Origin of the sequence: Herbaspirillum sp. NPDC087042, from assembly GCF_044745245.1 — a bacterium.
GTDB lineage: Bacteria > Pseudomonadota > Gammaproteobacteria > Burkholderiales > Burkholderiaceae_D > Herbaspirillum.
On sequence record NZ_JBIUZW010000013.1, the window covers coordinates 80,350 to 93,272 of the forward strand.

Annotated in this window: 12 protein-coding genes; 9 read left to right on the top strand and 3 right to left on the bottom strand. The window is 64.5% G+C overall.

Translation table 11 applies throughout. The features are described from left to right. The first annotated feature begins 32 nt into the window (after positions 1-32). Positions 33-1,172 (top strand): BMP family ABC transporter substrate-binding protein, encoded by a 1,140-nt coding sequence (locus ACIPHN_RS17910; protein WP_400438161.1) that lies wholly within the window; start codon positions 33-35, stop codon positions 1,170-1,172. A gap of 91 nt (positions 1,173-1,263) precedes the next feature. Here ACIPHN_RS17910 and ACIPHN_RS17915 read toward each other — a convergent pair whose 3' ends face one another. After that, positions 1,264-1,539, bottom strand: coding sequence for a HigA family addiction module antitoxin (locus tag ACIPHN_RS17915; RefSeq protein ID WP_400438163.1), 276 nt, complete (start codon positions 1,537-1,539; stop codon positions 1,264-1,266). A 19-nt stretch (positions 1,540-1,558) separates the two neighbouring features. Then, the gene (locus ACIPHN_RS17920) at positions 1,559-1,837 is read right to left on the bottom strand and encodes a type II toxin-antitoxin system RelE/ParE family toxin (RefSeq protein WP_400438164.1); all 279 of its coding nucleotides are present in this window, start codon (positions 1,835-1,837) and stop codon (positions 1,559-1,561) included. A 243-nt stretch (positions 1,838-2,080) separates the two neighbouring features. On the opposite strand from ACIPHN_RS17920, the gene minC reads away from it, so the two are divergent. The 8 genes from minC (at position 2,081) to prmC (ending at position 9,061) form a co-directional block, all read left to right on the top strand. Then, a complete protein-coding gene (gene minC / locus ACIPHN_RS17925) occupies positions 2,081-2,869 on the top strand; it encodes a septum site-determining protein MinC (protein ID WP_400438166.1) in 789 nt (262 codons plus the stop codon). Between the two features lie 72 nt (positions 2,870-2,941). After that, complete coding sequence (minD, locus tag ACIPHN_RS17930) at positions 2,942-3,757, top strand: septum site-determining protein MinD (RefSeq protein WP_400438168.1); 816 nt, start codon at positions 2,942-2,944, stop codon at positions 3,755-3,757. A 1-nt stretch (position 3,758) separates the two neighbouring features. Then, on the top strand, positions 3,759-4,028 hold the full coding sequence (gene minE, locus ACIPHN_RS17935) for a cell division topological specificity factor MinE (protein ID WP_006465131.1): 270 nt from the start codon (positions 3,759-3,761) through the stop codon (positions 4,026-4,028). Positions 4,029-4,138: 110 nt separating this feature from the next. Continuing rightward, a complete protein-coding gene (locus tag ACIPHN_RS17940) occupies positions 4,139-4,846 on the top strand; it encodes a winged helix-turn-helix domain-containing protein (protein WP_400438170.1) in 708 nt (235 codons plus the stop codon). 229 nt (positions 4,847-5,075) lie between these two features. Then, positions 5,076-6,368, top strand: a complete 1,293-nt coding sequence (gene hemA, locus ACIPHN_RS17945) for a glutamyl-tRNA reductase (RefSeq protein WP_400438171.1) — start codon at positions 5,076-5,078, stop codon at positions 6,366-6,368. A 106-nt stretch (positions 6,369-6,474) separates the two neighbouring features. Continuing rightward, complete coding sequence (prfA, locus tag ACIPHN_RS17950; RefSeq protein ID WP_400438173.1) at positions 6,475-7,554, top strand: peptide chain release factor 1; 1,080 nt, start codon at positions 6,475-6,477, stop codon at positions 7,552-7,554. A gap of 179 nt (positions 7,555-7,733) precedes the next feature. Then, on the top strand, positions 7,734-8,228 hold the full coding sequence (locus ACIPHN_RS17955) for a disulfide bond formation protein B (RefSeq protein ID WP_400438174.1): 495 nt from the start codon (positions 7,734-7,736) through the stop codon (positions 8,226-8,228). Beyond that, on the top strand, positions 8,228-9,061 hold the full coding sequence (prmC, locus tag ACIPHN_RS17960; protein ID WP_400438176.1) for a peptide chain release factor N(5)-glutamine methyltransferase: 834 nt from the start codon (positions 8,228-8,230) through the stop codon (positions 9,059-9,061). Before ACIPHN_RS17955 ends, prmC begins: the two co-directional genes overlap by 1 nt. 18 nt (positions 9,062-9,079) lie before the next feature. On the opposite strand, the gene ACIPHN_RS17965 is transcribed toward prmC, so the two are convergent. Then, on the bottom strand, positions 9,080-12,661 hold the full coding sequence (locus ACIPHN_RS17965; RefSeq protein WP_400438178.1) for an indolepyruvate ferredoxin oxidoreductase family protein: 3,582 nt from the start codon (positions 12,659-12,661) through the stop codon (positions 9,080-9,082). Between the last annotated feature and the right edge of the window lie 262 nt (positions 12,662-12,923).

Consider the following 12,923-nt stretch of genomic DNA (forward strand, 5'->3'; position numbering starts at 1 on the left):
GTATCAATCCACTGACCTTGAGGGAGAACACAATGAAGATTTCGCGCAGGGCATCGCTGACGATGCTCGCCACCCTGGCGGCAGCAACCCTGATCGGTTGCGGCAAGAAGGAAGAACCCGCTGCGGCCGCGCCTGCTGCAGCGCCGGCCGCAGCCGCACCGGCGGCTGATCCGCTGAAGGTCGCCTTCGTCTACATCGGCCCGGTCGGTGACGCCGGCTGGACCTTCGCCCACGACAAGGGCCGCAAGGCCGTGGAAGAAAAGTTCGGCGACAAGGTCAAGACCACCTTCGTGGAAAACATCCCCGAGTCGGCAGCCGACGCCGAGCGCGTCTTCCGCCAGCTGGCCACCGATGGCAACAAGCTGATCTTCGGCACCACCTTCGGCTACATGGAAGCCATGCTGAAGGTCGCCAAGGAATTCCCGGACGTCAAGTTCGAACACGCCACCGGCTTCAAGACCGCCGACAACCTGGCGCAATACGACGTGCGTACCTATGAAGGTGCCTACCTGGCCGGCGTGGTCGCGGGCAAGATGAGCAAGTCCGGCAAGCTGGGCGTGGTGGCATCGGTGCCGATTCCCGAGGTGATCCGCAACATCGACTCCTTCACCCTGGGTGCGCGTTCGGTCAACCCCAAGGCCACCACCGCCGTGGTGTGGGTCAACAAGTGGTTCGATCCGGGCAAGGAACGTGAAGCCGCCACCACCCTGATCGGCCAGGGCGTCGATGTGCTGATGCAGAACACCGACTCCGCCGCCGTGGTGCAGACCGCGCAGGAAAAGGGCGTGTACGCCTTCGGCTGGGACAGCGACATGACCAGCTTCGGCCCCAAGGCCCACCTGGCTGCTTCCATGATCAACTGGGGCGTGTACTACACCGCCCGCGTGCAGGCCGTGATGGATGGCTCCTGGAAGAGCAGCACCACCTGGGTTGGCCTGAAGGACAACGGCATCGACCTGTCCGCCTTCAATCCTGAGCTGCCGGCCGACGTGAAGTCGCTGGTGGAAGAGCGCAAGAAGGGCATCGTCGACGGCAGCGCGCCGATCTGGAAGGGTCCGCTCAAGGACAACACCGGCAAGGAAGTGCTGGGCAAGGATGCCGTGGCCGATGACGGCTTCCTGCATGGCATCAAGTTCTACGTCGAAGGCGTGGACGGCAAGGTACCGGGCTGATGCAACGTGGCGCGCCCAGGCGCGTCCGGTGACAGCGCAAGACCGTCGGCACTGCGAGGTGCCGGCGGTTTTTTTTCGGGATTGCCAAGGCCTATGCCGTGATGCGCTCGATCACGGGACGCTGCAGCTTGCTGGCCTGGTAGAGATCGAATTGCATCTGCATACCGGCCCACAGTTCGGGACTGGTGCCAAAGGCGGCAGCTAGCCGATAGGCCATGTCGGGTGAGATGCCGGCCGCGCCGCTGACCACCCTCTGCAAGGTGACGCGGCTCACGCCCAGCCGCAAGGCGGCTTCGGTCACCGTCATCTCGCCGAGGTACTCCCTGAGTACCTCGCCCGGATGCGGCGGATTGAACATGCGAGTCATCGTAGAACTCCCTTCGATATCAGTGATAGTCGCGGTAGTCCACCAGTACCGCGTCTTGTCCCTCGAAGGCAAACACCATGCGCCAATTTCCATTGACGGTGATTGCCCAATGCCCCTTCAAGTCACCTTTGAGCGGGTGCAGCGCCCATGACGGCGCCGACAAGTCTTCCGCACGGGTGGCCTGATCCAGCGCCGCCAGCTGCAGCCTGAGCCTGCCCGCGTGCGTGGCCTGGATACCGGCCTTGCTGCCTGTTTCAAAGAAACGCTGCAGCCCTTTGTGTCGGAAACTTTTTATCATGCGAGACAATGTATCCTGTATCGCTACTATTTACAATCCGGTTTCGAGCTGACTGTTGCGCCCCGTTGCCGCGCAACAATGCATGATCGGCATGTCCATGGGCTTTCCGGCCTGCGCCCCGCCCCGCCGAAAACCCCCGACCCGCCGCTATCACAGCCGCATCCAGCCTGTATAATGCACAGCCAATATCTGCCGGAAGCTGGCGTTTTCCTTCACTTCCTGCCGCAATCAACATCTAGATTTATGCAAAAAACCCGCAAACCGATCGAGATCAAGATTTCCACCGTGGTTGCCATTTCGGCAATCCTGCATGAAACCGACCCGGCCTCGCTCGAACAGGCCCTGAAGGAAATGACCGGCGGCGTCGCCGACTTCTTCGAGGACGAATTCGCGGTACTGGACATCGGCACCCTGGACGCTGATGCCGCCGCCGGCATCGACTGGAGTGCCGTGGTGGCGCTGTTCAAGCGCTTCCGCCTCAACACCGTGGCCGTGCGCAATGCACCGGAAGGCTTGCATGCCGGTATCGTCGAACACGGCCTGGCCATCGACAATTCGGCCGTCGCCGGTGCCGGCGCGGCCAATGCGCGCGCCCAGGAAGCCGCCGTGCAGGACAGCGCGCCCGCCCCTGTCGCTGCTGCACCGGTGGCGCCAACTGCCCCGGCGCCCGTGCAGCCTGCCGCCGTGCCCGTGGCCAATACCGTCGTGATCGATACCCCGGTGCGGGCCGGCCAGCGCATCTATGCGCGTGGCGCCGACCTGGTCGTGCTGGCCGTGGTCAACAACGGTGCCGAACTGATCGCCGATGGCTGTATCCACGTCTACGCGCCGCTGCGCGGTCGCGCGCTGGCTGGTGCCTCGGGCAATACCGAGGCACGCATCTTCGCCGCATCGCTGGAGGCGGAACTGGTGTCCATCGCCGGAGTCTATCGAACCTTCGAGAACGGTCACGCGCCCGAACTCGCAGGCAAGCAGGTGCAGGTGCGCCTGCAGGGCGAACGCATCGACGTGCTGCAGATGAAGGCGTCCTAAGACGCTGCGGTAAATAATTTACTGAATCCAGCCGGGATCACCCGGCGTACTGTTCTTCTTAAGGAGTTTTTCGTGGCAAAAATCATCGTTGTGACTTCGGGTAAAGGCGGCGTCGGCAAAACGACGTCGAGCGCCAGTTTCGCATCGGGCCTGGCCATGCGCGGCCACAAGACCGCCGTGATCGACTTCGACGTCGGCCTGCGTAACCTGGACCTGATCATGGGTTGCGAACGCCGCGTGGTGTATGACCTGATCAACGTCATCAACAAGGAAGCCACCCTGAACCAGGCCCTGATCAAGGACAAGCACTGCGACAACCTGTTCATCCTGCCGGCCTCGCAGACCCGCGACAAGGACGCCCTGACCGAAGAAGGCGTGGAACGCGTGCTGGGCGACCTGTCCAAGATGGATTTCGAATACATCATCTGCGACTCCCCCGCCGGCATCGAGCACGGTGCGGTGATGGCGCTGACCTTTGCCGATGAGGCCATCGTGGTCTCCAACCCGGAAGTGTCCTCGGTGCGCGACTCGGACCGCATCCTCGGCATCATCCAGGCCAAGTCGCGCCGCGCCTCCTCGGGCGGTGAGCCGGTCAAGGAACACCTCTTGATCACCCGCTATTCGCCCAAGCGCGTCGAAGATGGCGAGATGCTCTCCTATACCGATGTGCAGGAAATCCTGCGCATTCCCCTGATCGGCATCATCCCCGAGTCGGAAACCGTGCTGCAGGCGTCCAACCAGGGCTCCCCCGCGATCCACATGAAGGACAGCGATGTGGCGCAGGCTTACCAGGACGTGGTGTCGCGCTTCCTCGGCGAGACCGTCGAACTGCGTTTCACCACCTACGAAAAGCCGGGGTTCCTGCAGCGTATCTTCGGAGGTAAGTGATATGTCCCTGCTTTCTTTCCTCTTCCCCAGCAAGCCCAAGAGCGCGGTGGCGGCGAAGGAGCGGCTGCAGATCATCATCGCCCGCGAACGCTCCAATGGCCGCCAGGGCCCGGACTTCCTGCCGGCACTGCACAAGGAATTGATCGAGGTGATTTCCAAGTACACCAAGGTCAATGCCGACGACATCAAGATCTCGCTGGACCGCCAGGGCAACCTGGAGGTGCTGGATGTGAACGTGGTGCTGCCCGACAGCGACGTGCCAGCCGCGTGAGCGCCACAACGGCGAGCGCCTGAACAGGGCTCGCCGCGCAGCAAGGGCAGCTCCGGCTGCCCTTTCGTCTATCTGAATGCCCTTGCCCACTGAAGTCCTTGCCTGATGCGATGAAGATCGGGATCCTCTGCTCCGACGCCGATACCGTCACCCTGGTGACCCAGCTGGCCGAACGCCACGACTGCACCGTCCATACCAGCCCTGCCGAGCTGGAGCTGGCGTGCCGGGACGGCGCCGGCCTGCTGGTGGTCGACCTGGATGAGCTGCAGGGACACCCGCAGGCCAATGCGCTCACCGAGCTGATCCACGCGCATCGCCCACCGGTGACCCCGCGAGCCTTGCCGGCCGTGCTGCTGCTGGCCACGCCAGCACACCAGACCTGGCTGCGCGGCATGCTGCTGGCCGGTGCCGATGACTACCTGGTCAAGCCGGTACGGCGCCAGGAACTGGCCCTGCGCCTGGACCTGCTGCTGATGGCGGCGCAGCCGCATGACATCCCCGAGCGCATCGTGGCCGCCGGTGGCTTCACCATCGACCTGGCGCGCCTGCGCGCCACGCATCCCGAGCGGCCCGAAATGGATGTCATGCTGACCCGCAAGGAAGCCGAACTGGCCCTGCTGCTGCTGCAACACCTGGGACGACCGCTGTCGCGCGCCTTCCTGCGCGAGCGGGTCTGGGGGGCCGAGGCCGAATTGCCCACCCGTACGCTGGATACGCACATCTCGCGCATCCGCACCAAGCTCGGCCTGCATCCGCAATACGGATACCAGCTGGCGACGGTCTATGGTTATGGCTACCAGCTGGAACAGCTGGCGTAAGGACAGAAAAAGTGTCGGCACGGCAAGATGGGCGCAATCGCAACGCTTGCCCCCGAAAAAGCTGATCCATGTCAGAGACATATACCGATTATCAGGGCTTGCTCCAACCCGATATTTCGCAAAGAGTATAATAGTTCCCAAAACCGGGGCTAAAACTGCGTGTTTCTAGCTGTTTTCCCACCCGGCCCTGCATCATCCCAGCTCATCGGCGCCCTCGCCGCGAAATTCCATGCACCTGCTTGCCGTCGGCCTCAACCACACTACCGCGCCCGTTTCGCTGCGCGAGAAGGTGGCATTCCCTGCGGACCAGATCGGTCAGGCAGTGGCGGCAGCGCGCGCGTGGTTTGGCGGCAATGACAAGATCGTAGCCTCCGGCGAGGCAGCCATCCTCTCCACCTGCAACCGCACCGAGCTGTATGCCGCCGCCGTTGCGGGCAAGGATGGCGTGGATTTCGCCATCGACCGTACCGCGCAGTTCCTGGCGGACTACCACCAGATTGCCTACGCCGACCTGCGTCCCTATCTGTACTCGCTGCCCCAGGACAATGCCGTGCGCCATGCCTTCCGTGTCGCCTCCGGGCTGGACTCGATGGTGCTGGGCGAGCCGCAGATCCTGGGCCAGATGAAGGATGCCGTGCGCCAGGCCGATGCGGCCGGCGGCCTGGGCACCTACCTGCACCAGCTGTTCCAGCGCACCTTCGCGGTGGCCAAGGAAGTACGCAGCACCACCGAGATCGGCGCCCACAGCGTGTCCATGGCCGCCGCTGCCGTGCGGCTGTCGCAGCGCATCTTCGATGCCGTCTCGGGGCAGAACGTGCTCTTCATCGGTGCCGGTGAAATGATCGAATTGTGCGCGACCCACTTCGCCGCACAGAATCCCAAGTCCCTGACGGTGGCCAACCGTACGATGGAGCGCGGCGAGACGCTGGCGCATCGCTTCAACGGCCGCGCCATCCGCCTGGCCGACCTGCCGGCACAGCTGGCCAGCTTCGACATCGTGGTTTCCTGTACCGCCTCGCAGCTGCCCATCATCGGCCTGGGGCTGGTGGAACGTGCGGTCAAGGCGCGCCGCCACAAACCCATCTTCATGGTCGACCTGGCGGTGCCGCGCGATATCGAATCCGAAGTCGGCCGCCTGGATGACGTCTTCCTCTACACCGTGGACGACCTGGCCTCGGTAGTGCAAAGCGGCGTCGAAAACCGCCAGGCCGCCGTGGCGCAGGCCGAAGCCATCATCGAGACCCGCGTGCAGTCCTTCATGCACTGGATCGACAGCCGCGCCATGGTGCCGCTGATCCAGGATCTCAACGAAACCGGCGAGGCCCTGCGCCTGGCCGAACTGGACCGCGCCCGCCGCATGCTGGCCAAGGGCGACGACGTCGAAGCCGTACTGGAAGCCCTCTCCAAGGGCCTGACCGCCAAGTTCCTGCATGGCCCGCAACAGGCCCTGCACCACGCCCAGGGCGAACAGCGCAGCCAGCTGGTCTCGCTGCTGCCGCAACTGTTCCGCGCCAAGCGTTAGCGTTCTCTCTCCTGCTGCTCCGCATCGCCATGCGGAGCGCGTGCTGGCGCTTGCCGGCGCCCGCCCTAGCCCCATCTCTACCCTCTTTGCACCGGATCGACACCCCATGAAACCATCGATGCTCGCCAAACTCTTCCAGCTCGCCGAACGACTGGAAGAGCTCAACAGCCTGCTGGCACAGGAAGACGCCACGGCCAACATGGACAACTTCCGCAAGATGACCCGTGAACATGCCGAACTGGGACCGCTGGTGGCGCTGTACCACGACTTCGTGCAGGCCGGCGACGATATCCGCACCGCCCAGGAACTGCTGTCGGACCCCGACATGAAGGCCTTCGCCCAGGAAGAGATCGACGGCGCCAAGGCCCGCATGGATGCGCTGGAGCTGGACCTGCAGAAGATGCTGCTGCCCAAGGATCCCAACGACGAGCGCAACATCTTCCTGGAAATCCGCGCCGGCACCGGCGGTGACGAGTCGGCCCTGTTTGCCGGCGACCTCCTGCGCATGTACACCCGCTATGCCGAGCGCCAGCGCTGGCAGGTGGAGATCGTGTCCTCATCCGAGTCCGAACTGGGCGGCTACAAGGAAGTGATCGCCCGCATCGCCGGCTTCGGCGCCTATTCGCGCCTGAAGTTCGAGTCCGGCGGCCATCGCGTGCAGCGCGTGCCGGCCACCGAGACTCAGGGCCGCATCCATACCTCGGCCTGTACCGTGGCGGTGATGCCGGAAGCCGATGAAGTCGAGGACGTCGACATCAATCCGGCCGATCTCCGCATCGATACCTACCGCGCCTCCGGCGCCGGCGGCCAGCACATCAACAAGACCGATTCGGCCGTGCGCATCACCCACCTGCCCACCGGCATCGTGGTGGAGTGCCAGGACGACCGCAGCCAGCACAAGAACAAGGCGCAAGCCATGAAGGTGCTGGCCGCGCGCATCAAGGACGTGCAGCTGCGCGAACAGCAATCCAGGGAAGCCGCCACCCGCAAGTCCCTGATCGGCTCGGGTGACCGCAGCGAGCGCATCCGCACCTACAACTTCCCGCAGGGGCGCATGACCGACCATCGCATCAACCTGACCCTGTACAAGCTGGACTTCATCATGGACGGTGACCTGGACGAACTGACCAATGCCCTCATCACCGAACACCAGGCCGAACTACTGGCGCAACTGGGCGATGATTGAGGCGGCACTGACAGTTTCCCGACATCCGGAACCAAAAGGTATGATGCTGTTCTGAAACAAACGTCGAGGCCCGCCTGAGGGGGCGGGTGCAGACTATCGGGGCTGTCCACTACAATCACGCCATGGCTGCAGATCGACGCCGTGGCTATCCTCATTGTCCGAGAATTGATCGAATCGATATGAAATCTTCCAAACCGGTTTTCCTGCTGGTGGCGCTGGTCTGCATCGCGCTGCTGGGCTTCGCCATGTACCTGCAGATCGTTGAAGAGATGCAGCCTTGTCCCCTGTGCGTGATCCAGCGCTACATGTTCGTGCTGGTGGCGGCCTTCGCGCTGCTTGGCTACTTCATGCCGCTGCCGGCCCGACGCGCCGGCGCCGCGCTGGGTGTGCTGGCCGCGCTGGGCGGTGCGGGCACGGCCATCTGGCACCTGTATGTGAAGGCGCATCCGGGCGTGTCCTGCACCACCGATCCGCTGGAGACCGCACTGAACCAGCTGCCCACGGCCAAGCTGTGGCCGCAGATGTTTACCGCCGACGGCTTCTGCTCGGCGCCGTGGCCGCCGGTATTCGGCCTGCAGATCCCGACCTGGTCGCTGATCTGGTTCGTGCTGCTGGCCCTGGTGCTGCTGGTGCAGGTATTTGCCCGCGCGCCCCGCTCGACCATCTGGAAGTGATGACCGCGCCGTCCCACTACGCCGGCTGCACGCTGGCGACGGTCTTGAAGACGGCACCGCTGGAACCGCTGGAAAACCGCATCCTGCTCTGCCACGCCTTGCGGCTCACGCGGGTGCAACTGATCACGCAATCGGAGCGCCGCCTGGACGTGGCCGAGGCCGACGCCCTGGCCGCCTTGCTGGCGCGGCGCCTGCAGGGCGAGCCGATTGCCTATATCGTCGGCCTGCGCGAATTCTATGGACTGGATTTCCGGGTCACGCCGGATGTGCTGATCCCGCGTCCGGATACCGAATTACTGGTGGAACTGGCCATGGAAAGACTGCCGCAACGCGGCAGCCTGCTCGACATGGGGACGGGCTCGGGTGCCATCGCGGTCGCCATCGCCCATACGCGGCCCGACGCCAGCGTCACCGCCCTGGACGCCAGCGCGGCAGCGCTCGATATCGCGCGCGGCAATGCCGCCGCCCACCACACCAGCGTGACACTGCTCCTGAGCGACTGGTACCAGGCCCTGCCCGCCGGCCAGACCTTCGACGTGATCGCCTCCAATCCGCCCTACATCGTCGCCGGTGACCAGCACCTGTCGCAGGGCGACCTGCGCTTCGAACCGGTCGATGCCCTGACCGATCACGCCGATGGCCTCTCCGACCTGCGCAGCATCATCGACGGCGCCCCCGCGCATCTGCAGCGCGGCGGCTGGCTGCTGATGGAACACGGCTACGACCAGGCCGCCGCCGTGCGCGCCCTGCTGGCCGGCAGCGGCTTTGCCGAGGTGCAGAGCTGGCGCGACCTGGCCGGCATCGAGCGCGTCAGCGGCGCCCGCCTGCCCTGAACCTCACGGCCGCCGACCTCAGGCGGCCTCCTTGCCCCCACCCTGCGGACGTTGCGGCTGGCCGATCTCGGCCAGCAAGCTGGCCTCCTTCTGCCTGGCCGCCTGCAGGTGACGTTCCTTGACGTGGCCATAGCCGCGTATGTCTTCCGGTACCCGCGCCACGGCGACGACCTGCTCCAGATTGTCGGCACTGAGCTTGTCGAGCAGACGCGTGATGGTCTGGCGATAGTCACCAATCAGGGCGCGCTCCTGACGGCGTTCCTCGGTATGGCCGAAGGGATCGAAGAGCGTGCCACGCAGGAAGCGCAGCTTGGCCAACACGCCGAAGGCCGGCATCATCCAGCTGCCGTACTGCTGCTTGCGCAGATGCCCCTTCTCGTCGCGACGCGCCAGCAGCGGCGGCGCCAGGTGGAAGCGCAGCTTGTAATCGCCCTCGAACATGCCGGCGATCTTGTCGCGGAAGCTGCGGTCGGTATAGAGGCGGGCAACCTCGTACTCATCCTTGTAGGCCATCAGCTTGAAGAGGTACTGCGCTACCGCGCGGCTGAGCTTGAGCGCACGACCGGCCTCGCCCAGGCTGCTTTCGCGCACGCGCACCTGTTGCACGAAATCACTGTAGGTGCGGGCATAGGCGGCGTTCTGGTAGTCGGTGAGGAAGGCCACGCGACGCTCCAGCAATTCATCCAGCGTCGGTGTGCGCTTGAACTCGATCACCTGCGCGCTCACGCCGTTGCGCCCCGCCGCCGCCTGCACGAAGGCCAGGTCATGCGCGGCCACGCGGCCCCAGGCGAAGGCCTGCTTGTTGAACTCCACCTGCAGCGCATTGAGTTCGATGGCGCGCAGCAAGGCCGCTTCCGACAAGGGCACCCAACCCCGTTGCCAGGCATAGCCCAGCATGAACATGTTGGTGGCGATGGCGTCGCCCATCAATGCGGTGGCGATGTGGCCGGCGTCGACCAGGGAGAGGTTGTCGCGTCCGCAGGCGCGGGCGATCTCACCCTCGCTGGAGGCCGTGGGGAATTGCCAGTCCGGATTGCGCACGAAGGCCGCCGTGGGCATCTGGGTCGAATTGACGGCGGCATGGGTGCGGCCCTCGCCCATGCGCGAGAGGGCGTCGCGGCTGGCGGTGACGATCACGTCGCAACCAATCACCAGGTCTGCCATGCCGGTGCCGACCCGGGTCGAGTAGATATGGTCGGCATGCTCGGCCACCCGTACGTGTGACATCACCGGCCCGCCCTTCTGCGCCAGGCCGCTCATGTCCAGCACCGAGCAAGCGCGTCCTTCCACGTGCGCCGCCATGGCGATGATCTGGCCGATGGTGATCACACCGGTGCCGCCCACGCCCGTGACCAGGATGCCGTAGGGCTGGGCCAGTCCCGGCAACACCGGCTGCGGCAAGGCAGGCAGGGCCGGACCGGATTGCGCCTTGGCGCGCACGGGCTTCTTCAATGCGCCACCTTCCACCGTCACGAAACTGGGGCAGAAACCGCTCACGCAGGAGTAGTCCTTGTTGCAGGACGACTGGTTGATCTGGCGCTTGCGACCGAACTCGGTTTCCAGCGGCTCCACCGACAGGCAGTTCGATTGCACGCTGCAGTCCCCGCAGCCCTCGCACACGGCTTCGTTGATGACGGCGCGCTTGGCCGGATCGGGATAGGCATTGCGTTTGCGGCGACGACGCTTTTCCGAGGCGCAGGTCTGGTCGTAGATCATGGCCGAGACACCGGCGACCTCGCGCAATTCGCGCTGGACCGCATCGAGTTCGCTGCGATGGCGGATGGTCACGCCCTCAGCCCACTGGGTGCCGGCCGGGTACTTGTCGGGTTCGTCGGTGACCACGATGATGGGACGCACGTTCTCGGCCGCCAGCTGGCGCGAGATCATGGCCGGATCGAGCGGACCGTCGAACTCCTGGCCGCCGGTCATGGCCACCGCGTCGTTATAGAGGATCTTGTAGGTGATATTGACCTTGGCCGCCACCGAGGCACGCACGGCCAGGATGCCCGAGTGGAAATAGGTGCCATCGCCGAGGTTGGCGAAGACATGCTTTTCGCTCGTGAACGGCGCCTGCCCGACCCAGGTCACGCCCTCGCCGCCCATGTGCGTGAAGAGCTTGGTCTCGCGGTCCATCCAGGTCACCATGTAGTGACAACCGATGCCGGCCAGGCCGCGGCTGCCTTCGGGCAGCTTGGTGGAGGTGTTGTGTGGGCAGCCCGAGCAGAAGTGCGGGATGCGGTCCTTGTCGGGGTCAGGCTTGCTGCTGATGTTGAGGGCGGCTTCCTTGGCTTCCAGGTAGGCCACGCGGGTGCGGACCCGCTGCTCCACCGGATGACCGGCGAAGTAGCGCGAAATGCGAGCAGCGATGGCGCGCGCAATCTGCGCCGGATTGAGTTCGTAGGTCGCCGGCAGCAGCCAGTTGCCATGGCCGTCGCGCTGCGAGCCGCTCCATTCGCCGGTATCGTCGAACTTGCCGACCACACGCGGACGCACGTCGTCGCGCCAGTTGTAGAGCTCTTCCTTCAACTGGTATTCAAGGATCTGGCGCTTCTCTTCCACCACCAGGATCTCATCCAGCCCCTGGGCGAACTCGCGCACGCCTTCGGCTTCCAGCGGCCAGGTCATGCCGACCTTGTAGAGGCGGATACCGATGTCGCTGGCCACCTGTTCATCGATGCCCAGGTCTTCCAGCGCCTGGCGCGTATCGAGATAGGACTTGCCGGCGGTGATGATACCGATGCGCGCACGCGGGCTGTCCCAGATGATGCGGTTGAGCTTGTTGACCCGCGCATAGGCCAGCGCGGCATACCACTTGTAGTTGATCATCCGCGCTTCCTGGCCCAGCACGGTATCGGGCAGGCGGATGTTGAGGCCATCGGGCGGCAGGGCGAAATCCTCCGGCAGCTGGATCTTCACCCGGTCCGGATCGATCATCACCGACATGCCCGACTCGACCAGGTCGGTCACGCATTTCATGGCCACCCACAACCCCGTGTAGCGGCTCATGGCCCAGCCATGCAAGCCATAGTCGAGGTATTCCTGCACCGAGGACGGATAGAGCACCGGAATGCCGCAGGCCTTCAGGATGTGCTCGCTCTGGTGCGCGGCGGTGGAGGACTTGGCGGCATGGTCGTCGCCGGCAATGACCAGCACGCCACCATGCCTGGAGGTGCCGGCCATGTTGGCGTGCTTGAAGACGTCGCCGCAGCGGTCCACGCCCGGCCCCTTGCCATACCACAGGGAAAACACCCCGTCGTATTGCGCGCCCTCGAAAAGATTGACCTGCTGTGTGCCCCACACGCTGGTGGCGGCCAGGTCCTCGTTCATGCCGGGGTGGAACTTGACCTGTTTGGCCGCCAGGTACTTGCGGGCTTTCTCGGCGGTCTGGTCGACCGATCCCAGCGGGGAGCCGCGATAGCCGGTGATGAAACCGGCGGTATTCAAGCCGGCGCGCTCGTCGTATTGCCGCTGCAGCATCGGCAGGCGGACCAGCGCCTGGATGCCGGTCATGAAGACACGGCCGCGCTCCAGCGCGTACTTGTCGTCCAGGGATACGTCGTCCAGCAACAGGCGCTGTCCGGATGGTAGGGGTGCGTTCATGTGGTCTCCGTGCCAAAAATCTTGTTTTTGCTTGCACATGCGCCCGGTCAGGCGGGCTGTGTCAAACCATCGGTCTTGTGAACCGGGTTAGTGTTATGCAATCAAGTTAGCACAAGGGTCAGCGCCCCGCTACGCACGCCGCAGCAGGGTTTCCGGGCTTTTTTGGCATACCGGAAACACTTTCCGCAGGACTTGCGGCGTTAGAGGATGAGCAGAGAAGAAAATGCCGGAAAGCGCCAAACAACAATATTTCCGGCTGAAA

Coding starts and splice junctions, on each gene's coding strand:
- ACIPHN_RS17910 (WP_400438161.1), top strand. CDS start 33: ATGAAGATTTCGCGCAGGGCATCGCTGACGATGCTCGCCACCCTGGCG.
- ACIPHN_RS17915 (WP_400438163.1), bottom strand. CDS start 1,539: ATGACTCGCATGTTCAATCCGCCGCATCCGGGCGAGGTACTCAGGGAG.
- ACIPHN_RS17920 (WP_400438164.1), bottom strand. CDS start 1,837: ATGATAAAAAGTTTCCGACACAAAGGGCTGCAGCGTTTCTTTGAAACA.
- minC (WP_400438166.1), top strand. CDS start 2,081: ATGCAAAAAACCCGCAAACCGATCGAGATCAAGATTTCCACCGTGGTT.
- minE (WP_006465131.1), top strand. CDS start 3,759: ATGTCCCTGCTTTCTTTCCTCTTCCCCAGCAAGCCCAAGAGCGCGGTG.
- ACIPHN_RS17940 (WP_400438170.1), top strand. CDS start 4,139: ATGAAGATCGGGATCCTCTGCTCCGACGCCGATACCGTCACCCTGGTG.
- hemA (WP_400438171.1), top strand. CDS start 5,076: ATGCACCTGCTTGCCGTCGGCCTCAACCACACTACCGCGCCCGTTTCG.
- prfA (WP_400438173.1), top strand. CDS start 6,475: ATGAAACCATCGATGCTCGCCAAACTCTTCCAGCTCGCCGAACGACTG.
- ACIPHN_RS17955 (WP_400438174.1), top strand. CDS start 7,734: ATGAAATCTTCCAAACCGGTTTTCCTGCTGGTGGCGCTGGTCTGCATC.
- prmC (WP_400438176.1), top strand. CDS start 8,228: ATGACCGCGCCGTCCCACTACGCCGGCTGCACGCTGGCGACGGTCTTG.
- ACIPHN_RS17965 (WP_400438178.1), bottom strand. CDS start 12,661: ATGAACGCACCCCTACCATCCGGACAGCGCCTGTTGCTGGACGACGTA.